The sequence below is a fragment of the Caballeronia sp. AZ7_KS35 genome (assembly GCF_023631045.1).
Taxonomy (GTDB): Bacteria; Pseudomonadota; Gammaproteobacteria; order Burkholderiales; family Burkholderiaceae; genus Caballeronia; species Caballeronia zhejiangensis.
In genome coordinates this window covers 157,840-178,755 of record NZ_JALQDV010000048.1, presented here as the reverse complement: position 1 = coordinate 178,755, position 20,916 = coordinate 157,840, and the positions used below count along the sequence as shown (strand labels likewise).

Below are 20,916 nucleotides of genomic sequence, written 5' to 3'. Positions count from 1 at the left end.
ATCGGCTCGCGTCGTTTCAGTCGATCTGCTCCGTCGCGGCCAGCGTGCCTGTCGTAGGGCCGATACGAAGCATTTCTATCAGCCGTTCGATGTCGCCTACGGTGTTGAACATCGCGAGCGACACGCGGATGCCGCCACGCTCCGGCGAGACGCGCACGTTGTTTCGAGCGAAGTAGTCGGTCCACTTGTCGACCGGCAGTTTCAGCACGTATATGTGATTGCGCTTGCCACGCGCTCGCGGACCGACGACGCTCACACCCAGCGCATCGAGGCGTTCGAGCAGCAGATCGCCGAGCGCCAGCACATGCTTCTGGATCGCCTCGACGCCTACGCTCTGAATGAGGCCGATCGCCGCGGAAAGTGCGTGCAGGTCCGGGAGATTGACGTTGCCGAATTCGAAGCGCCGCGCGTCCTTGCGTAAAGCCATGTCGTCGGGACGGGCGACATAGTCGGCTGGCGGATTCGCCATGCTGGACATCGCAAGGTAAGCCGGCTGCAATTCGTCGAGACCGTCGGCGATATAAAGCACGCCGAGTCCTTGCGGCACGAGCAAGCCCTTGTGCGTGCCGGCTGCCAGCACCGAAATGTTCAGCGCCTTGACGTCGAGCGGAATGACGCCGACGGACTGCATCGCATCGACGATCAGGTAAATGCCGCGCGCCTTGCACAGCCGTCCGATGCTCATCAGGTCATGGACCTGGCCCGCATGGAACGTCACATGCGAAAGCGAAACGACTTTCGTACGCGCATCGATATATGGCTCGAACGTCTTGGCGGTGGCAATCTCGTCGTCCGGCAACGGCGCGAACCGCACTTCGATGCCATTGCGCTTGAGGTTCAACCACGCATAGGCGTTGTTGGGATGATCGCCTTCTATCAGCACGACGTTGTCGCCGGCCCGGAGCGGGACCGCGTTCGCCGCGATATTGAGTCCTTCCGACGTGTTCTTGGTGAATGCGATTTCGGTCGGCGCCGCGTTGAAGAACGTCGCGACGCTCTCGCGTGTTTCCTCGACACGTCGCAACCAGACCGGCTTCGGACCGGCCATCTCGAAGCCTTCCGACAAGAAGGCTTCGAGTGCTTCGCGCACGCTTAGCGCAAGCGGCGTCTGGTGGGCGGAGTCGAGATAAAGCTGCCTTGTGGTGACGGGGAACTGCTCGCGGACAGCGGCGAGCTTTGCAGTCGGGATCATGAGCGATGTCTCATTTCAGGTTTTCTTTGCGAGGGCATGCACGGCACGGCACGAATCCGTCGAGGCATTAGACGATCGCCGAGAAGCGATGTCAAATACATTCCGATAAGTGGAACTATCGAGTTCCTATTTATGGAATCATTAGACGGAGATGCTAAACTGGCCGCATGTCTCCCACCATCGCGAACCTTCCTGTCACCCTCCGGGCCCGCAATTCGAATCGAGTATCCTAGGGAACCGCTTTTCGCCTGATCCGCGAAGGATGCGCGCCACAGGCCCATAAAACCAGAAAACCCAGCACACATGCGCAAGGAAGAACAAGCCATCGTCGAGACGTCCGAGCCGGAGGTCTCTCCCACCGAGCGCGCGTTTCACATCATCGAAATGGCTGCGCAAACCGGTCGCATGACGACCGCCGACATCATCACCGCGCTCGGCATTCCGAAGACCACTGCGCATCGCCTCGTCAGCAATCTCGAAGAGTTCGGCTTTCTCGAACACGGCATGGAACGCGGCCGGTATCAGGTCGGCCCGCGCCTGCTGGAACTCGCGACGAACATCCTCGCGGCGTCCACCTCGCATGGGCCGATCCACGCGCTGCTGATGGAACTGTCGCGACGCACGGATGAAACGGTGAGCCTCGGCGTCATGCGCGGCTCCGAGGTCGTGTATATCGACAGCGCGATCGGCAATTCGCCGTTGACGCTCAATTTTCAGAAAGGGCATCGCGCGCCCGTGCACTGCACGTCCAGCGGGCGCGTGTTTCTGGCGAACATGGAGAAGAAGCAGCTCGACGCTTATCTGCTGAGCGGACCGTGGGAACCGATCACGCCCTACACCATCGTCGATCCGGAACGGCTCAGGCTCGAAATCGACCTCGCGCGAAAGAATGGCTATGCGACCAACGATTCCGAGTTCGCGATCGGCGTGGTCGGCGCCGCCGTGCCGATCTCGGGGCCGCACGGCCGCCTGATCGCGTGCTTGAGCATCTCGGCGCCCAAAGCGCGCAAGTCGCTGGAAGACATTACCTTGCTGGTGCCGACCTTGCAGGCAGCGGCGCTGCGAATCACAAAGATTCTCGGCGTGATCGACGGCGGAACGACCGCCGAAGACAATGCCGATACCGATAGCAAGGCGACGCGCCGCAAGCGCTCCTGATCAACCGCCCGTCACGCGACCGATCTCCGCGCCGGCGGTGACGAAGCGGATCGCGCGGCGCATGTAGAACACGCCTTTCGTGCGGCTTCTGAGCGTCGTCGTTGCGCCGGTGATCGGGTCGACGATGTCGCAGATCGCCTCGCCGACCTCCACCACGTCGCCGATGTTCGCCGCGTACACCACGATGCCGCTGGTCGCGGCGTAGAAATGCTCGCTCGCCGCTTGTCGCGTCGCCGGATGAATCAAGACGGGGCATGGCGACGGCGTATCGCGGATAGCGCCCCGATCGACGAGATAGGCAACGATCGCTCGCGCATGACGCCGCGCCGATTCATACGTGACGTCGCGCTCGCCGGCGCACTCGACGATGGCGGCGACAGCGCCCTCGCCAACCGGATACCGGTCGCCGAAGCGCGCTTCGACGTCGGCCCACGCCAGGCGCGTCCAGTCGATGAAAAGCCCGAGATCCGCGCGGTCGAACAGCATCTGCGCCCGCGATTGCAGATGGCGCGCGAGCGGTTCGACGCGCGGCCACGCGGCGGTGTCGGCATAGACGTGGACGACCGCTTCCAGCGAGCAATGAATGTCAAGAACGATGTCGGCATCGCAAGACAGCTTCAGCAGGGTCGAACGCAGCGCGTCGAATTCCGTCGTCGGCGCGCAAGCATTGAGCGATGCGCGCATTGCGTTCTTTATCGCGCGCCTGTTCGCGTCTTCGTCGCTGCCGAGACGGCCTTCCAGATGCGCGCAGATGTCCGAGGGGCGCGCGACGCCGCGATTGAAGTTCGCGGCGCTATTCAGCTCGAAGCAGCCGAAGAACTGGCCGAAGACATGCTGACTCAGGCCGATCGGATTCGCTATCGGAACGAGCGTGACGGTCGCGTCGAGCTTGCCCGCGGCTTCGAGCGCCTGGAGTTCGTCGCGCAGGACGTGCGCCGTGAGCATCGCGGGCGTTTCGTCGGCATGAAGCGATGCCTGCAGATAAACCTTCATGTCCGCGTCCGGCGGCCCGAACGTCAGGCTTACGAGATCGCGCTGCGTACCGATGGTCGCTGCGAGTAACGGCGTCCGCTTGAGTAGCACCTTTCGTCTCCTTTCTACGATGACGCGCGAGGTTCCGGCTGCGCAACAAGATTCTAAACTCGCGCATCTGAAAAATGCCGTTTTCCGGTTCTAAGTAGTTCCACTCATCGGACCTTTATTGACATCGAATTTGGCATGCGCTCAAATGTGCCACATCGGACACACAAGGGACATCGTCCATGAGTTCTCTTCTACACGGATATGGCGCGCTCGTTCTCGAAGGCGCGCTGCAGACCGTGCAACTGGCGGTCTGTTCGCTGGCGCTGGCCTTCGCGATCGGCTTGCTCGGCGCCTGCGCGAAGCTGTTCGGCAGCCGATGGATCGCAAGACTGGCCCGTCTCTACACGACGATCGTACGCGGCGCACCGGATCTCGTGCTGATGCTGCTGCTCTACTACAGCATCCAGATTCTGCTGAACGGCATCACCGAGCGCTTGCATTGGACGCAGATCGATATCAAGCCTTTCGCGGCCGGTGTGATCGTGCTGGGTCTGATCCACGGCGCGTACTTTACCGAGACGCTCCGTGGCGCTTTTCTGGCGATTCCGCGCGGGCAACTCGAATCGGGCACTTCGCTCGGCATGTCGTTCGGTCATGTCCTTGCGCATATCCTGTTTCCGCAAATGATGCGCTATGCGCTGCCGGCGCTCGGAAACAACTGGCAAGTCATCGTCAAATCGACGGCGCTCGTATCCATCATCGGACTCTCGGATGTCGTCAAAGCCGCGCAAGACGCAGGCAAGACCACCACGCACTACTTCTTTTTTATCGGCGTGGCCGCATTCGTTTATTTGCTGATCACGACAGCATCCAATCTCGTATTACGTCACCTCGAAAATCGATATGACGTCGGCGTGCGCAAGGTGAACGTATGATCGACGTCTTTCGCGAATACTGGCGGCACTATCTTTATACCGACGGCTATCAGTTCACCGGATTGATCGTCACGATCTGGCTGCTGCTGTTCTCCGTCGTGCTCGGATCCGCACTGGCGGTGCCGATGGCCATCGCGCGCAGTTCCGCGAACCGTTTCCTGTCGCGCGCGGTCTGGCTTTACACCTATCTGTTTCGTGGCACACCGCTATTCGTTCAGTTACTGCTTTGCTATACGGGCGTGTTCAGCCTCGACGTGATTCGTAATCACGAGCTCACGAACGCGTTCTTTCGGGACGGAATGCATTGTTCGCTACTCGTGTTCGCATTGAATACATGCGCCTACACGACCGAGATTTTCGCCGGCGCGATCAAGGCCACGCCTGCGGGCGAGATCGAAGCCGGCGTGGCCGCGGGAATGTCGACGTTGCAGCTTTATCTGCACGTCATTCTCCCCTCCGCGCTGCGGCGCTCGTTACCGAGTTATAGCAATGAAGTCATTCTGGTCTTCCATTCGACTTCCGTTGCGTTCGCCGCAACCGTGCCGGATCTGCTGAAAGTGGCGCGCGACGTGAATTCCGCGACCTATCAATCGTTCGCCGCATTCGGCATTGCGTTTCTGCTCTATTCCGCGATCACCTTTTCGCTGGTCTGGCTCTTTCGCCAGGCGGAAAACCGTTGGCTCGCTTACCTGACACCGCAAAAATGACTAACGATGTCTGCATCGATTCGTCGCGTTCACCTGAAAAAGTCGTGGTCGCCGATCTTCACAAGAGCTTCGGCACGCACGAAGTGCTGAAAGGCGTGTCGCTCAGCGCGCGCGCCGGCGACGTCATCAGCGTTCTCGGCTCGTCGGGCTCGGGCAAAAGCACGCTCTTGCGCTGCATGAACTTGCTCGAACATCCGTCGGCGGGCCGCATCTTCGTCAATCAGACGGAAATCCGCATGAAGCAGGACAGAACGGGCACGCTCAGGCCGGTCGACAAACATCAATTGCGGCGCATACGGTCCAAGCTCGCGATGGTGTTTCAGCACTTCAACTTATGGCCGCATATGACGGTGCTCGAAAACGTGATTCATGCGCCGGTTCACGTACTCGGACTCGGTCGGCGCGAAGCCGAAGAATATGGCCGGGCCAATCTCGACAAGGTCGGTTTGGGCGTCGATATCGCCGGCCGTTACCCCGCGCATCTCTCGGGTGGCCAGCAACAGCGCGTCGCAATCGCCCGCGCACTGACGATGGATCCCGACGTTCTGCTTTTCGACGAGCCGACTTCCGCTCTCGATCCCGAACTCGTGTCCGAAGTGTTGAAGGTCATGCAGAAACTCGCGGCGGAAGGACGGACGATGATCGTGGTGACGCATGAGATGAACTTCGCCCGCAATGTTTCCAGCGAGATCATTTTTCTGCATGAAGGACGAATCGAAGAGCAAGGAAAACCGGCGGACCTGTTCGCCAATTCCGCAAGCAGCCGGCTCCGAAGGTTTCTGTCCGCGGCATAGCTTTCCTTTCTCTTTATCGACAACAAGATCATCAGCCGGAGACTTCTGTAATGAAACGATTCGTGTCGACCCTGCTGTTTTGCGCGCCCGCCTTCACCTCATCGTATGCAAGCGCTCAGGATGCGTCGACGCTTCGATACGGCGTGGATCCGTCGCATCCGCCGTTTTCATCGCGCGACTCCAGCGGCAAGCTCGTCGGATTCGACATCGATCTCGGGACCGAAATCTGCAAGCGCATGCACGCAAAATGCGAATGGGTTCAGAACGACTTCGATGGCATGATTCCCGCGCTTCAGGCCAAGAAATTCGATGCCATTCTCGCGTCCATGTCGATTACCGACAAACGCAAACAGGTGATCGATTTCACATCGAGGTTATATAAGACGCCGAACAAACTGATCGTGCGTAAAGACACGAACCTCGAACCCACCGCGGAATCGCTGAAAGGAAGATCGATCGGTGTCCAGCAGGGCACCGTTCCCGAATCCTATGCGAAGGAACATTGGGCGCCCGCCGGCGCGCGCGTCGTTTCTTATCCGAATTTCGATCAGGTATTCGCGGATCTCGCCGCAGGCCGTCTCGATAGCTGCTTCACCGATGCAGCCGTCGGCGAGTACGGATTCCTGAGAACGCCGCAAGGCGCCGGTTTCAAGTTCACCGGCGGCAATGTCTATGCGAGCAACGGCGCGGGCATTGGAATCCGCAAGTCGGATATCGAACTGAAGGAAAAGATGAACAAGGCGATCGCCGACATGCTCGCCGACGGCACCTATAAACAACTCGCAGCCAGGTATTTCCAGTTCGATCCTTACGGCAGTTGAGAGGTTATCGTCTCGACGCCGGCATCAGCGGATCCCGACGTCACGCTTGCCGAACGGGGATGATTGCAGTGAAACATGTGCCATCGGCGAGCGATGACGATACCTGCAGATCGCCATTGTGAGCCTGCACGATTTGCTTGCAGATGAAAAGACCGAGACCGAGACCCCCGCCTCGCGGTTTATCGGCGGGCCGCCAATATGGCTCGAACACTTTCCTGATGTCCTCGGGCGCAATGGCATCGCCACCGTTCTTCACGGCGATGATCAATTTCCCGGCCTCGACTTTCCCATTTACGGTAATAGGCAAGTCCGCCGCGCCATGCGTGATTGCATTGCCTAACAGATTGGACAATAGCTGCTGCATACGAATCGAATCGCAGTGGACGGTTCCTTCAATGGCGATGCTGTCTTCTATCATCAAGCCGGGATGACCCGCCTTTGCCTCGGAAACGATATCGCGCAAAAGCTTGCCGAGATCGGGGTCGGGCGCGATGTGGGCGCCCAGTCCGGCGCCCAGGCGTCCGCGCGCGAAGTCCATTACATCGTCGATCAAACCCGCCATTCGGCCGGCGACCGCCTTCAATCGCAATCCGAGTTGAGTGATCTCGGTGGTTCCACCTTTGATCGAAAGATATTCGGCAATCGAATGCACCGCTGTTAGCGGATTGCGAAGGTCATGTCCGAGAACGGCGATGAACTGCTCACGCAATTCCGCGGCCTCGCGCGCGTGCGATAGCGCAGTTGCCGACGCAGAGCGGTTTTCCTCCAGTTCGAGCTCAAGCGCGATGAGCTTGGCGTACGCCTCGAACATGCAGACCGTGCGGACATCGGACAGATAGCGCGGACGCGGATCGATCGCGCATAGATTGCCGAAGTACCGGCCGTTGGATAGAACGATCGGCACGGAGATATAACTTTGAAGGTTATAGATTCTGGCCGTGTGATGACCGCAGTAACGCGGATCGTTCCCGAAGTCATCGATGACGATCGATTCGCGCGCTTCTCGCGATTCGAAGCATAGCGTCGTCTTCAGATCGAGTTGACCGCCGACTTCCAGACCGAAGCCAATGTCGTCGTGAACGGCGCACGCTGTCCATGTATTGTCTGTCACGCGCGCGACCGCGGCGTAGCCCATCGATGTTCTTTCGCAAATCGCCTTGAGCATCGAGCCCACGGCACTCACGCGGCCGATAGCCTCGATGTCGTCCTTCAGTGCGTCAGGGCCGTCTTCCCCGGTCAAAGTTATCATGTCGAATGCTGCTGAGATGTGACAAGGCCGTATTATGCGCCGCGAACATTTCTTTTTAGCTCCGAAAGTCCTGCCCAATGCGAGACATGCTGACTTCTTTCTTCTGGAGCGGCGACGCGATCCGCAGTCGTCGCGTCAGTGACATCGTTCTATCCGGCACGCTCGATCTGCCTGCGCCTCCCGCGTCGATGCTCGCGGATTGGCAGAGAGAAACCACGACGCGTCTCGCGCTGCAACCCGGTGATGTCGAGCCGATGCATCTCGCGCGGACGCAATTTCGCTGGCCGGACTACAAACGCTGCGTGCAGGCCATGTCCGACTGGACCGGCGCGCTGGGGCTTCCCGCGGTGCTCGACGATAGCGACATGGCGTTGATGGCCTGTCGTGGCGCCAGGTATCACCATGACGGCGAGCAGTATGGCGGCGCCGCTTTTTGCAATCTCTTCCTGAGCGAAGACAAAGGTCTGGACCTGCACTTCCCCGCTACCGGACAACGCATTGCGCTGACGAGGGGAACGGCCGTGATCTTCGATACGGTCCAGCCTCACGGCGTCATTCAGCGCGACAGCGACCGCTTCTGCGCCGCCGACTTCCCCCCGGACCACGACTTCACCCAGATTTTCCTGACGTGGGAACTTCCCATCGAAGACGCCGATACCGGAAACGCGCTGAACGTCGTCTTCGATAGCGACCGCTCGAACGCGCTGCAACTCGAGGAAGCGCAAGTCTGGCTGAACGGCTCACGAACCGCCGTGTGCCCGGAATCGGGTTGCTGGGTGCGCGTCTGAGTCGCGATCGCGTCTGCGCTAAATCGCAAAAATCATCGTTGACGCTCTCTTGAAATCCTCCTATAACCATCCACATGGATGGTAACGGGAGGTTTTTCACACTATGGCAAAAGAAGTGCCGGATCGCTCGCGAGGCAGCGAAACCGAAAAAATCACGATCAATCTCGGTCCGGTCGACTTGGGCCAGATCGATCTGCTCGTCGAGGAAGGCTTTTACTCGAACCGGACGGATCTGATCCGCACGGCCATCCGCAATCAGTTGTCGATTCATGCGCCGGCTCTGAAGGACACCGTGACGCGCCGCGAACTCGTGCTCGGCCTTCAGCATTTTTCGAAACAGGATCTCGAGGCGGCATGCGCGGCCAATCAGCGTCTGCGGATTCAGGTGCTCGGTTTGGCGAGCATTGCCATGGACGTCTCCCCCGAACTCGCGCTGGCAGCGATCGACTCGATTCTGGTTCGAGGCGCGCTCCATGCGTCACCGGCAGTCAAGGCCGCATTGGCGGATCGAATCCGCTGATGCGCCTGACGCCTTCCCGCTAACGGAATGAACATGAAACTCAACGAAGGTTTTTTGGACTCGATGAAAGAGGCATTCGCGCTCTTTCGCAGCAACGATCCCGCCGCGGCCGCGGAAATCGTCAAACGCGCCATGCGCGGCGAACGGACGGACACGGCAACCGCGCACCCTAACCCGCAGGACGACACGACGACCGCGCGATTCGCCGATCTCTTGCAACCCCGGCGCCACGCCGGCAAGACGCGGACTGATGCGGACGTGCAGGATCGCGGGCACTTCAGCACGCGTCGTTATGTCGGCGCCGCCGGTCAACGCGATTACAAGGTCTACGTTCCCGCTCATTCACGTCGGGATCCTTTACCGCTGATCGTCATGCTGCACGGCTGCACCCAGGACGCCGACGACTTCGCATCCGGCACGCGGATGAACGCGCTCGCCGAAACGCACGGCTTTATCGTCGCTTATCCGATCCAGCCGCAGAACGCGAATACGTCGAAATGCTGGAACTGGTTCAGGCACGGCGACCAGCAGCGCGACCACGGCGAGCCGTCGCTGATCGCGGGCATCACGCGAGAGGTGATGGCCGATCACGACGTCGATCCGAAACGCGTCTTCGTTGCAGGGCTTTCGGCCGGCGGCGCAATGGCGGCGATCGTGGCGCAAACCTATCCCGACCTTTACGCGGCAGCAGGCATTCACTCGGGCCTGCCCGTGGGATGCGCGCACGACTTGCCATCGGCGCTGGCGGCCATGCGCGGCGGCAAGGCCCGATCCAAGGCGCGCAAAGCCGGCCGGGCGGACATTCATCACGCGCAGGCGTCGCAATGCCCGCTGATCGTCTTTCACGGCGATGCCGATGCTACCGTGCATCCTTCGAACGCCAACGAACTGGTACGCGAGTTTTCTGCGGGCGAAGCGACACCCGCCCGCGCGTCGAGCGGTGACGGCCGGGCGCGCAAACATACGGTCCGGCACATGACGTCGCAAGCCGGGGTGGATGCAGAACTCTGGATCATCCACGGCGCGCCGCATGCGTGGTCCGGTGGCTCGTCAAGCGGAAGCTATACCGATCCGTCCGGCCCCGACGCCAGTGCCGAAATGCTGCGATTCTTTCTCGAACATCCGCGCCGGCAGTGAGCGGTCGCCTTTGCGCCCTCGATCGGCGGCGTCCGACCGGTTGCCGCCGGTCGGATAACGAAACGCAGCGCGCATCGCGTCACGCGCCGAAGGCCTTCGTCAAAGCCGGCACGCTCAACACCGCCGTGTAATAGCCCATGAACTGCACGCCGGTATTGAAGCCGAAGTTGCGCGACAGCAATCCGCCGAGCAAGCCCACGCTCAGAATCACGAGCAGACCGAGCAGTTGCCCTTCCCACACGCTGATTACGACGATCAGACCGACGAACGTCGCGATGATCGCCTCGTGACTCAGCTTCCTCGCGACGAACGACGCCGCGCGATGCGCGTAGTTCATCGACAGCGGATACGCGACGAGCGCCGCGAGCACGACCGCGAGCAAGCCGAAGCCGAGGAACTGCCACGTCGTCATCAACGTATGCAGATTGTTGATGTGGCCCGTCGCCGTATCGACGAAAAAGCGCGGCGGTGCGTTGAATAGCGGCGCGGCCGGTCCCGCCGCGACAGGACTCAGCGGCAGACCGAACGCGATCAGCGGAATCAGCGCTTCGGCGATGTAAGTCGCTTCGGTCACGCCGTTGCGCGCGGAGATCACCGTCGTCAGGCGATGATACGCATGCTTCACACGCGAGCCGACGAGTTCGCCGAGCACGACCGTCATCGCTACCGGGCTGAACACGAATGTCGCGCTCGATATCGCCGCGGTGGCCGCGACCCAGCCGCGTTGCTGGCCGTCGAGCACTTTCATCGGATTGGGGAAGTAGCCGCTCCAGCCCTTCACGTCGGGCGCGAGCGAGAACGTGCGGACGCGTTCGCGGCGCATGCGGGCGCGATCGGCGGGCGAGAGTATCGAGAACAGATCGGCGATGAGCGGCCCGATCGCGATGCCGAGGAAGTAGCTCACCGAGAGCTTCACGCCGTATTTGCCCGTGAGCGCCTGAAGACCGACGATCACCAGCACGAACGGCACGAGCAGAAACACCGAAGCCCATCGTCCCGACGAAAAGAACGCAATGGCGACCGATGCCGCGAGAAACACCCACGGCGCGGCCTTCGTGATGACCGGCCCGAACGGCGCGAGCAGCACCGCGAACAGCACCGCGAGCGGCACGGCGACGAACGCCGCGACGATCGCGCCCGAGATCATCTTGCGCAGGGCGATATGCGGCACGCCGAGGTTGCGCAGCATCGTCGCCTGTTGCAGCAGGGGCGTGGCGAGCGTGTCGCCGGGAATGCCGAGCAAGGCGGTCGGAATCGCGTGCGTCATGTGCTTCGACACCGCGCCCGCCATGAAGAAGGAAAATACGCCGACGGGCGGCACGCCGAGCAGCACGACGAGCAAGGTGAGCGGCGCGAGCGTCGTGGTTTCATCGGTGCCCGAAATGAGGCCGATGCCGGAGAACACGATCGCGCCGATGAGTCCCATGCCGAGCGCGACGAGCAGTTGAGTGACGAACGGTTCCATCAGCGCGCTCCTTCGCGTTGTTCATCGCGTTGTTCATATTCGGCGAAAAGCTCGTACAAACCGAGCTCCTTCATTTCCGCGACGACCGAAGGCGGCAGGTCCGCGACGCGCCCGAGTCCGCCCGCTTCGTTCGCGAGCTGCTTCAGCACTTCCTCGCGGCCCGCCGCGCCGTGCGCTTCCTCGACCACTTCGCGCTTCGGCTTGAAGAGCTTCGCGCAGACCGCGCCCGCGATCAGGCATCCGGCGAGGCCGACGAGCATCGCGTAAGCGCGGGCCATCGCGGCATCGGGCACATAAGCGGCGAGCACGCGATTCGCGATGGCGAACGCGCCGTAGCTGATCGCGATGCCGAGCACGACCGACCACGCGAGATGCCGCGTATCGACGGTATCGCCCCATATTTCGACGAGCTGATACTCCGTCGTTTCGGCGCTTTGCGAGAGCGCCCGGCCGCGCTCGTGCGCGGCGAGTTGCTGTTCCATGTCTCCTCCTTGAATGGAGTGATCAGATGCACTGCTTTTCTTGTCGCTGACGCTTGGCCTCGAGTGCGCGCGCCACGCGCGATGACGTTTCGCGCTTCAATGCCGTCGAAATGAACGCGCCCGCTTGCACAAGTCCGTTCAGATCGATGCCCGTCTCGATGCCCATGCCCTCGCACAAATAGACGATGTCCTCCGTTGCGGCGTTGCCCGTCGCGCCCGGCGAATACGGACATCCGCCGATGCCCGATACCGAGCCATCGAACACCGCGACGCCGCGTTGCAGCGCCGCGTGCACGTTCGCGGCGGCCATGCCCCACGTATCGTGGAAGTGACCGGCGAGCGCATCGACGGGAATGTGTTCGATGCACGCGTCGAGCATCGCCTGGGTTTTTCGCGGCGTGCCCGCGCCGATGGTATCGCCGAGACTGATCTCGTAGCAGCCCATGTCGAAGAGCTTCCTTGCGACGCGCGCGACGGCTTGCGGCGCAATCTCGCCTTCGAACGGGCATCCGAGCACGCAGGATACATAGCCGCGAATGCGTACGTTCGCCTCGCGCGCCGCCGCGATCACCGGTTCGAAGCGCGCGATGCTTTCGTCGATCGAACAGTTGATGTTCTTCTGCGAGAACGATTCGGATGCCGCCGCGAAGACCGCGATTTCATCGACATGCGATGCGAGCGCGGCGTCGAGGCCCTTCATGTTCGGCACGAGCGCGGCGAGCGTCGTGTGCGTGGCGCGCGCCTTGTCGCGCACGCGTTCGAGCACGTGCGCGCCATCGGCCATTTGCGGCACCCATTTCGGCGATACGAACGAGGCCGCTTCGACATAGCGCACGCCCGCATCGATCAGGCGCTCGATGAGTTCGGCCTTCACATCGGCCGATACGTGCGACGGTTCGTTCTGCAAGCCATCGCGCGGACCGACTTCGACGATGCGTACGCGCTTTGGCAGCTCATTCATCGCGCGGCCCTTGCAGAAGACTCATGCCGTAATCGACGCTCACGTTGCGCGCGGCGACCATCTTCTTCACGACCCAGTCGATATCCGTGCCACTCGCGCCCGCTGCCAGCGCGATGTTGCGCGCGTGCAGCGCCATGTGGCCGCGCTGGATGCCCTCCGTCGAGAGCGCACGCAACGCGCCCATGTTCTGCGCGAGACCGACCGCGACGGCGATCTCGCCGAGTTCCTGCGCCGAGCCCACGTTCATGATCTTCAACGCGAGACGCGCGAGCGGATGCGTCTTCGTCGCGCCGCCGACGAGTCCGACGGGCATCGGCATTTCGATCGTGCCGACGAGGTCGCCGTCGTTCGCCACTTCCCACGTCGTCAGCGACGTATAGCGCCCGCCGCGGCTCGCGTACGCGTGCGCGCCCGCCTCGACCGCGCGCCAGTCGTTGCCCGTCGCGACGATCACCGGATCGATCCCGTTCATGATGCCCTTGTTGTGCGTGGCGGCGCGGTACGGATCGATCGCCGCGAACAGATACGCATCGACGACGCCGGCGATCACGTCCTCGCCCGCGTATTCCTTCGTTTGCAGCGTGGCCGCACTGTAGCGAACCTGCGCGCGCGCGAGGCGCAGATCCGCGAGATTCGACAGGATGCGCAGACGCACCTTGCCGCCCGTGATTTCCTCCATGCGGCCCGCGACGGTTTCGGCCATCGTGTTGACGGTGTTCGCGCCCATCGCGTCGCGCACGTCGACGATCAGATGCGCGACGATCATCGCGCCGCGCGGCGTGTCCGGAAACACGTGCACTTCGATGTCGCGGCAGCCGCCGCCGAGACCGATCAGCACCTTGTCGCGCGCGTTCGCCATTTCGATCAGCTCGTCGCGATGCTTGAGAATCGCAAGCCGCGCGCCATACGGGTCCGACACGCCGACGATCTGCACTTGCGCGCGCATCAACGGCCCGGTGCTGGAGGTGCGAAAGCCGCCCGCCTCGCGCGAGAGCTTCGCCATGAACGACGCCGCGGCGACGATCGACGGCTCTTCGACCGCCATCGGCACCAGCACGTCGCGGCCGTTGATCTGGAAGTAGCCCGCCACCGCCATCGGCAATTCGAACGTGCCGACGACGTTTTCGATCATGCCGTTCGCGGTTTCGAGCGGCAGCGCGCCGGGTTTCGCGAGGAGCGCGTGCTCGGCGTCGTCGAGGTCCGCTGCCTGCGCGATGTGCGAGAGGCGTTGCGCGGGCGACATCGCGCGGAAGTTCGGCAACTTCGAATCGATCATGTGTCTTCCTCTTCTGTCTGGATGTGTGTCGTGAGTGTTCGCTTTCGATGCTTGCAGCAACGCACCGGGTGAGCGAATAATAGGCTGACTGTACCCATTTCAAAGGTACAATTCCGACAAACAGTGACCTTGCTGTACCCATGACAGCAGGATCGTTTTCAGAACAGGTCGATACGATGCGGCATGAGAAGCCCAGCCTGTCTGCGACACTCGCGGGCAATCTCGCCAGACAGATCACGGAAGGTGTGCTGCGCGCGGGCGACAAACTCCCGTCGATCAGGGAATACGCTGAGGCGAACGGCTGCGCGAAAAACACCGTCATCAGCGCATTCGACATGCTGACGGCGAACGGTCTCATCGAGCCGCGACGCGGCGCGGGCTTTTACGTCGCGAGCGTGGCGAAGCCGCAGCAGCATGACGAAGATGCGCCGACGCTCGATCGCGCGATGGATTCGGTCTGGCTCATGCGCGAACAGTTGCAGAGCAAGCCGGACTTTCTCAATCTCGGTGAGGGATTTCCGCCCGTCGCATGGCTCGAAGAGACGCGGCTCGATCACTTCCACCAGCGCGTGGTGCGAACCGGTGTCGCGTCGCTGTTTCGTTACGGCAGCCGCTTCGGCTATCTGCCCTTGCGTCAGCATCTGCAGCAAAAGCTCGCCGGCTATGAGATCGAAGCCGCGCCGCAACAGATCGTCCTCACGCACGGCGCGAATCAGGCGATGGACATGGTCGTGCGTTACTTCGTGCGCCCGGGCGACACCGTGCTCGTCGACGATCCCGGCTATTACGCGCTGTTCGGCAAGCTGAAGCTGTCGGGCGCGAATATCGTCGGCGTGCCGCGCGCGGTCGACGGGCCGGATATCGCGGCGCTGGAGGAGCGGCTCAAGACGCATCGGCCGCGGCTCTTCTTCACGCAATCGGTCGGACACAATCCCACCGCGACGGACATCAGCGCGGCGAAGGCGCACCGCGTTCTGCAACTGGCGGAAGCGCACGATCTGATCGTCGTCGAGAACGACGCCCTCGCCGATCTCAAGCCGCGCTCGGCGACGCGCATCAGCGCGCTGGATCAATTGCGGCGCACGATTTATATCGGCAGCTTTTCGAAGTCGGTGTCGGCGGCGCTGCGCGTGGGCTTTCTCGCCTGCGATGCCGATCTCGCCAGCGATCTCGCCGACGTGAAGATGCTCACGCACGTGAGCAGCAGCGAATACTGCGAGCGCACGCTCGATGCGATCGTCGGCGACGGACACTTTCTGCGTCACACGAACCGCTTGCAGGACCGCCTCAAACGCGCGACGGCGACGGGCGTCGAAGCGTTGACGCGTCTTGGCGCGACCATCTTCAAGGTCAGCGATCAGAGTCTTTATCTATGGGCGCGTTTGCCCGCGCACGACGATTCGATAGCGTTCGCGAAGGAGATGCTCGGCAAGCACGTGATCCTCGCGCCGGGGACGATTTTTTCCGCGCACGCGAACATCGTTTCGCCGTGGTTTCGCTTCAATGTCGCGTATCTCGGCGACCCGCGATTCTCGAACGCACTCGCGCCTTGAAACGCCGGGCATGCCTGCCCGACGTGTCGCTACGCTGCAATTACGCGCTGGCTACTGCTGCCAGGCCGGTCCGCGAAGACTTCTCGGCCACGGGGGTCGATTGTCCCGCCGATTGAAGCGAAGGCTCCGCCATCTGTCCTCGCAGCTTGATGAGCGCGAGCACCGTATCGATCGTCGGTGTCGCCTGCCCGACGAGACGCCCCATTTCCTGGACGACGGTAAGGAGCGGATCGATTTCCATCGGCCGGTTGGCCTCGAGATCCTGGAGCATCGACGTCTTGTGCGCGCCGACCGCACCCGCACCATCGATACGTCTTTCGACATCGACACGGAAATGCACGTCGAAGCGATCCGCGATCGCTTTCGCCTCCAGCATCATCGCTTTCGACACGGCGCGCGTGGCCGGATTGCTCGTAATGACATCGAGCGTTGCATGAGTCAATGCGCTGATCGGATTGAAGCAGAGGTTGCCCCAGAGCTTCAGCCAGATTTCATCGCGAATACGCTCCCGAATGGGCGCATCCAGATCCGCCGCGCTCATGATTTCATGCAGCTTCTGAACGCGCTCGCTGCGCGCTCCATTCGGTTCGCCGATGGGGAACTTCTTGCCGTACACATGGCGGATCACGCCCGGCGCGACGACTTCCGCCGCCGGATACACGACACAACCGATCGCACGCTCCGGTCCGAGCGCGTTCCATTGCTTCGCGCCGGGATCGATGCTGTCGAGCGTGGAGCCTTCCAGCTCGCCGCCATGCTTGTAGAAGTACCAGTACGGAATGCCGTTGACGGCCGTGACGATAGCCGTCTCTGGTCCGAGCAAAGTCTGGATCTGACCGACGACGCCCGGCACCGAATGCGCTTTCAACGCGATGATCACGTAGTCTTGCGGACCCAGCTCGCGCGGATCCGACGCGCATCTGACCTTGACGACACGTTCCCCGCCATCGATTTGCAGCCGTACACCGTTTTCCTGCATCGCCGCGAGATGCGGACCACGCGCAACGAAGCTCACGTCCGCGCCCGCCGACGCCAGTTGCGCGCCCATATATGCACCGATCGCTCCGGCGCCATACACACAGATCTTCATCGTTTAGACCCCTATCTCAAGCGCCAAGATGACTGAGCAACGCATCGACACTGCCCTTCGCATCGCCGAAGAGCATCCGCGTGTTTTCCTTATAGAAGAGCGGATTGTCGACGCCGGCGTAGCCTGCCGCCATGCTTCGTTTGGACACGACCACGGTGCGCGCCTTCCACACTTCGAGCACGGGCATCCCGGCGATGGGACTGCCCGGATCCTCCAGCGCGCCAGGATTCACGATGTCGTTTGCGCCGATCACCAGCACGACATCCGTGTTGGAAAAGTCGTCGTTGATCTCGTCCATCTCCAGGACGATGTCGTAGGGCACCTTCGCCTCCGCGAGCAGCACGTTCATGTGCCCCGGCAAGCGGCCCGCCACCGGATGAATGCCGAATCGCACGTTCACGCCCTTGCTGCGCAGCTTCTTCGTGATCTCGCTGATCGTCGCCTGAGCCTGCGCGACCGCCATGCCGTAGCCGGGCACGATGACGACTTCCGACGCATCGCGCAGCAGCGAGCCGACTTCATCGACCGTGACCGGCGCGACTTCACCCTCGATCGTCTTCGAAGCGGTCGAGGTCGCCGTGCCGAATCCGCCGAGAATCACGGAGAGGAACTTGCGGTTCATCGCGCGGCACATGATGTAGCTCAGAATCGCTCCGCTCGACCCGACCAGCGCGCCGGTCACGATCAGCAGATCGTTGCTCAACATGAAACCCGTCGCGGCGGCGGCCCAGCCCGAATAGCTGTTCAGCATCGACACGACCACCGGCATGTCCGCGCCGCCGATCGCCATCACCAGATGCACGCCGATCAGCGCGGCGATGACGGTCATCGTCAAGAGCGAGCTGATGCCCACATCGGCGTCGGGCGCTGTCAGGAACACATAGCCGAGCGCGATGCACGCGAACACGCCGACGAGATTCAGCGTGTGCCGCATCGGCAGCAGCAACGGCTTGCCGCCTACCACGCCCTGCAACTTCAGAAACGCGGCGATGGACCCCGTGAACGTTACCGCGCCGATGAACACGCCGAGATAGATCTCCACGTTGTGGACCGACTGCGCCGCGCTGTCCGATTCCGCGCCGGCTGCCGGCGACAGGTAGCTCGCAATGGCGACCAGCACGGCCGCGAGACCCACGAAGCTATGCAATGCCGCGACGAGTTGCGGCATTTGCGTCATCTCGACGCGCCGCGCGAGGATCGCGCCGCCCGCGATGCCGATCGCCATCAGCGCGGCGACGGCCGGCAACGCTTCCCCGCCGTTGAGCCAGAGCGTGGTGACGATCGCGATGGCCATGCCGGCGACGCCATAGAGATTGCCGCGCCGCGCCGTCGATGGATGACTGAGCCCGCGCAGGCTCAGGATGAACAGCACACTCGCCGCCAGATAGGCGATGCTTCCGATTCCAGTTTGCATGTCGATCTCCTTAGCGCTGGAACATGTTCAACATGCGTTGAGTGACGAGAAAGCCGCCAGCGATATTGATTGTCGCGACGAGGATCGCGAGGCCCGCGAGAATCGCGACCAGATGATCCGGCGTGCCGACCTGCAGCAGCGCCCCCGTCACGATGATTCCGCTGACCGCGTTGGTCACGCTCATCAGCGGCGTGTGCAAGGCGGGCGTCACGTTCCACACGACCTGAAAGCCGACGAAGATCGCCAGCACGAACACCGTGAAGTGCGCGACGAACGCAGGCGGCGCAACGGCGCCGAGCGCGGCAAGCAACGCAGCCGCGATGGCGAGCCCGGCCACGCCGATCCATCCCGCGCGACGCTTCTGTTCGATGGTCACGGCAATCGTTGCAGCGGGCTTTGCGGCAGCGGGCGGCGCAATCGCGGGCTCCGGCTTCTTGGGCGGCGGCCATTTCACCTCGCCGCGCAGCACGACGGTGACGCCGCGCATCACTTCGTCATCGGTATCGAGCGTGATTTCGCCGTTCTTCTGCGGCGTCAGATCGGTCAGAAGATGCCGCAGATTGGTGCCGTACAACTGGCTCGATTGCGTTGCCATGCGCGATGGCAGATCCGTATAGCCGACGATCGTGACGCCTTCGATCGATGCCGCCTCGCCCGGCCGCGTCAGCTCGCAGTTGCCGCCCTGCTCCGCCGCCATGTCGACGATCACGCTGCCTTGGCGCATGCTGCGCACCATGTCGGCGGTGATCAGTTTCGGCGCGGGCTTGCCCGGAATCAGCGCGGTCGTCACGATGACGTCGACGTCTTTTGCCTGCGCGGCGAACAGCGCCATTTCAGCCGCGATGAATTCGGCGCTCATCTCTTTCGCGTAGCCGCCGCTGCCGCTGCCGTCCTCGACGTAGTCCAGTTCGAGAAACTCGGCGCCCATGCTTTCCACCTGCTGCCGCACTTCGGGCCGCGTATCGAAAGCACGGACGATCGCGCCGAGACTGCGCGCCGCGCCGATCGCCGCCAGTCCCGCGACGCCCGCGCCGATCACCATCACTTTCGCGGGCGCGATCTTGCCCGCCGCCGTGATCTGTCCCATGAAGCCGCGGCCGAACTGGTGCGCCGCTTCGATGACCGCGCGATAGCCCGCCATGTTGGCCATCGAACTCAACGCATCGAGCTTTTGAGCGCGCGAGATGCGCGGCACGCAGTCCATCGCGAGCACGGTGACGTTGCGCGCAGAGAGGCGCGTCAACAACGCTTCGTTCTGCGCCGGCCAGATGAAACTGATGAGCGTCGATCCTTCGCGCAGCAACTCGACTTCATCGCCCACGGGCGCAATGGAAGGCGCACGCACTTTCACGACGATATCCGCGTCCGCATAGAGCGACGGCGCATTCTCCACGATTCGCGCACCCGCAGCGCGATAGGCATCGTCGGAAAATGCGGCAAGCTCGCCCGCGCCGGCCTCGACGCTCACTTCAAATCCGAGCTTCAGCAGATGCCCGACTACTTCCGGCGTCAACGCGACACGACGCTCCCCGGGAAAGCGTTCCCGTGGCACAGCAATCATCATTGGCATGACTAAATTCCCAATCGACGGTTTCAATTCTTCAGTGGCGCGCGCCTGCATTCGGCTGGCGAGCATGCCGAACCTCGCATCAGCGAGAAAGCTGGCGCGAGATACGAATAATGGTCAGTGTCTGGTCGGTCAGCCGCGTATACGGGCATCGAGCGAAGCGGCCGGTGGGATGGGTGGCCGCTTCGTCCTTGAGCTGCGTTCATGCGCCTTTTGTTGCGCGGACGCGAGCCGTTATCTCTATGGTGCTTTTTATACTTTGAATCGCTGAATCATCAGGCGTCGACTTTCGCCTCCAGTTCGGCGATACGCTTGCGGAGCGCACGCTCTTCCTGAAACCGCGCCGTTTCATCGCGGATGATCGCGACGATACCGGTCAGCTCGCCTTGCGGCGAATGCAGCAGCGCGACGGTGAACGCTATCGACATCGCGCGTCCGGCCTTATCGACGGCGGGAACCTTGAGCAGATCGTGCCCATAGCGCGTCTCGCCGGTCGCCATCGTCTTGTGATAGCCGTCCCAATGACGACCGCGCAGGCGCTCCGGAATGATCAGATCGAGCGACTGACCCAAAGCTTCGCTCTGGGTGAAGCCGAACATGCGTTGCGCCGCCGGATTCCATAGCGTAATCGCGCCGCTCGCATCCGAAACGATCACGGCATCGCCGATCGCATTGACGAGTTGTTCGTAGTCGATCGTGGGGGTCATTGTGTCGTCCATGCTTGGGTATCGATCGAGACTGATTTCTGAAGGGCCGCTGCCGTCTTGGGCTTTCGTGGACGGCA

The 20,916-nt window shown here is 62.1% G+C and carries 20 protein-coding genes; 9 read left to right on the top strand and 11 right to left on the bottom strand.

Features of this window, described 5'->3' with window-relative positions; translation table 11 throughout:
• Positions 1–16: 16 nt before the first annotated feature.
• Positions 17–1,192 carry an aminotransferase class V-fold PLP-dependent enzyme gene (locus NCT05_RS30370; protein ID WP_250503892.1) on the bottom strand — a complete coding sequence of 392 codons (1,176 nt, stop codon included), beginning with the start codon at positions 1,190–1,192 and terminating at the stop codon, positions 17–19.
• A 303-nt stretch (positions 1,193–1,495) separates the two neighbouring features.
• On the opposite strand from NCT05_RS30370, the gene NCT05_RS30365 reads away from it, so the two are divergent.
• Entirely contained in the window at positions 1,496–2,350 is an 855-nt protein-coding gene (locus NCT05_RS30365) for an IclR family transcriptional regulator (protein WP_250503891.1), read from the top strand.
• Here NCT05_RS30365 and NCT05_RS30360 read toward each other — a convergent pair whose 3' ends face one another.
• Positions 2,351–3,433 (bottom strand): M14 family metallopeptidase, encoded by a 1,083-nt coding sequence (locus tag NCT05_RS30360; protein ID WP_250503890.1) that lies wholly within the window; start codon positions 3,431–3,433, stop codon positions 2,351–2,353.
• 179 nt (positions 3,434–3,612) lie between these two features.
• Here NCT05_RS30360 and NCT05_RS30355 point away from each other — a divergent pair, with 179 nt between their 5' ends.
• Genes NCT05_RS30355 through NCT05_RS30340 form a run of 4 tightly spaced genes read left to right on the top strand, consistent with a single transcriptional unit; the run spans position 3,613 to position 6,630 of the window.
• The gene (locus tag NCT05_RS30355) at positions 3,613–4,308 is read left to right on the top strand and encodes an ABC transporter permease (protein WP_250503889.1); all 696 of its coding nucleotides are present in this window, start codon (positions 3,613–3,615) and stop codon (positions 4,306–4,308) included.
• Entirely contained in the window at positions 4,305–5,015 is a 711-nt protein-coding gene (locus NCT05_RS30350) for an ABC transporter permease (RefSeq protein WP_250437644.1), read from the top strand. Before NCT05_RS30355 ends, NCT05_RS30350 begins: the two co-directional genes overlap by 4 nt.
• Complete coding sequence (locus NCT05_RS30345; protein ID WP_008346522.1) at positions 5,012–5,809, top strand: ABC transporter ATP-binding protein; 798 nt, start codon at positions 5,012–5,014, stop codon at positions 5,807–5,809. The genes NCT05_RS30350 and NCT05_RS30345 overlap by 4 nt, the downstream gene beginning before the upstream one ends.
• 50 nt (positions 5,810–5,859) lie before the next feature.
• Positions 5,860–6,630, top strand: a complete 771-nt coding sequence (locus tag NCT05_RS30340) for an ABC transporter substrate-binding protein (protein ID WP_250503888.1) — start codon at positions 5,860–5,862, stop codon at positions 6,628–6,630.
• A 40-nt stretch (positions 6,631–6,670) separates the two neighbouring features.
• Here the strand turns inward: NCT05_RS30340 and NCT05_RS30335 are convergent, their stop codons facing one another.
• Positions 6,671–7,957 (bottom strand): GAF domain-containing sensor histidine kinase, encoded by a 1,287-nt coding sequence (locus NCT05_RS30335; RefSeq protein WP_350030095.1) that lies wholly within the window; start codon positions 7,955–7,957, stop codon positions 6,671–6,673.
• Positions 7,958–7,965: 8 nt separating this feature from the next.
• Here NCT05_RS30335 and NCT05_RS30330 point away from each other — a divergent pair, with 8 nt between their 5' ends.
• The 3 genes from NCT05_RS30330 (at position 7,966) to NCT05_RS30320 (ending at position 10,324) form a co-directional block, all read left to right on the top strand.
• Positions 7,966–8,667 carry a hypothetical protein gene (locus NCT05_RS30330; RefSeq protein ID WP_175980175.1) on the top strand — a complete coding sequence of 234 codons (702 nt, stop codon included), beginning with the start codon at positions 7,966–7,968 and terminating at the stop codon, positions 8,665–8,667.
• Positions 8,668–8,770: 103 nt separating this feature from the next.
• Positions 8,771–9,187, top strand: a complete 417-nt coding sequence (locus NCT05_RS30325; protein ID WP_008346513.1) for a ribbon-helix-helix domain-containing protein — start codon at positions 8,771–8,773, stop codon at positions 9,185–9,187.
• Between the two features lie 33 nt (positions 9,188–9,220).
• Positions 9,221–10,324: an extracellular catalytic domain type 1 short-chain-length polyhydroxyalkanoate depolymerase gene (locus tag NCT05_RS30320; RefSeq protein WP_250437642.1), complete on the top strand. Its 1,104-nt coding sequence runs from the start codon at positions 9,221–9,223 to the stop codon at positions 10,322–10,324.
• A 79-nt stretch (positions 10,325–10,403) separates the two neighbouring features.
• Here the strand turns inward: NCT05_RS30320 and NCT05_RS30315 are convergent, their stop codons facing one another.
• From NCT05_RS30315 to NCT05_RS30300, 4 genes are read right to left on the bottom strand one after another with little or no spacing between them, the layout of a single operon-like run.
• Entirely contained in the window at positions 10,404–11,789 is a 1,386-nt protein-coding gene (locus NCT05_RS30315; protein ID WP_061133369.1) for a tripartite tricarboxylate transporter permease, read from the bottom strand.
• The gene (locus tag NCT05_RS30310) at positions 11,789–12,271 is read right to left on the bottom strand and encodes a hypothetical protein (protein ID WP_250437640.1); all 483 of its coding nucleotides are present in this window, start codon (positions 12,269–12,271) and stop codon (positions 11,789–11,791) included. The genes NCT05_RS30315 and NCT05_RS30310 overlap by 1 nt, the downstream gene beginning before the upstream one ends.
• A 22-nt stretch (positions 12,272–12,293) precedes the next feature.
• Positions 12,294–13,232 carry a hydroxymethylglutaryl-CoA lyase gene (locus NCT05_RS30305; protein WP_250503887.1) on the bottom strand — a complete coding sequence of 313 codons (939 nt, stop codon included), beginning with the start codon at positions 13,230–13,232 and terminating at the stop codon, positions 12,294–12,296.
• Positions 13,225–14,508 (bottom strand): hydroxymethylglutaryl-CoA reductase, degradative, encoded by a 1,284-nt coding sequence (locus NCT05_RS30300; protein ID WP_008346501.1) that lies wholly within the window; start codon positions 14,506–14,508, stop codon positions 13,225–13,227. Before NCT05_RS30300 ends, NCT05_RS30305 begins: the two co-directional genes overlap by 8 nt.
• Positions 14,509–14,684: 176 nt before the next feature.
• Here NCT05_RS30300 and NCT05_RS30295 point away from each other — a divergent pair, with 176 nt between their 5' ends.
• The gene (locus NCT05_RS30295; protein WP_250479568.1) at positions 14,685–16,061 is read left to right on the top strand and encodes an aminotransferase-like domain-containing protein; all 1,377 of its coding nucleotides are present in this window, start codon (positions 14,685–14,687) and stop codon (positions 16,059–16,061) included.
• A 40-nt stretch (positions 16,062–16,101) separates the two neighbouring features.
• On the opposite strand, the gene NCT05_RS30290 is transcribed toward NCT05_RS30295, so the two are convergent.
• The 4 genes from NCT05_RS30290 to NCT05_RS30275 all read right to left on the bottom strand — a co-directional run bounded on the left by NCT05_RS30290 (position 16,102) and on the right by NCT05_RS30275 (position 20,839).
• The gene (locus NCT05_RS30290; RefSeq protein WP_008346498.1) at positions 16,102–17,151 is read right to left on the bottom strand and encodes a 2-dehydropantoate 2-reductase; all 1,050 of its coding nucleotides are present in this window, start codon (positions 17,149–17,151) and stop codon (positions 16,102–16,104) included.
• A gap of 16 nt (positions 17,152–17,167) precedes the next feature.
• Positions 17,168–18,565: a Re/Si-specific NAD(P)(+) transhydrogenase subunit beta gene (gene pntB / locus NCT05_RS30285; protein ID WP_008346496.1), complete on the bottom strand. Its 1,398-nt coding sequence runs from the start codon at positions 18,563–18,565 to the stop codon at positions 17,168–17,170.
• A 10-nt stretch (positions 18,566–18,575) separates the two neighbouring features.
• Positions 18,576–20,135: a Re/Si-specific NAD(P)(+) transhydrogenase subunit alpha gene (locus NCT05_RS30280; RefSeq protein ID WP_250503886.1), complete on the bottom strand. Its 1,560-nt coding sequence runs from the start codon at positions 20,133–20,135 to the stop codon at positions 18,576–18,578.
• 272 nt (positions 20,136–20,407) lie between these two features.
• Positions 20,408–20,839 (bottom strand): PAS domain-containing protein, encoded by a 432-nt coding sequence (locus tag NCT05_RS30275; RefSeq protein ID WP_008346492.1) that lies wholly within the window; start codon positions 20,837–20,839, stop codon positions 20,408–20,410.
• Between the last annotated feature and the right edge of the window lie 77 nt (positions 20,840–20,916).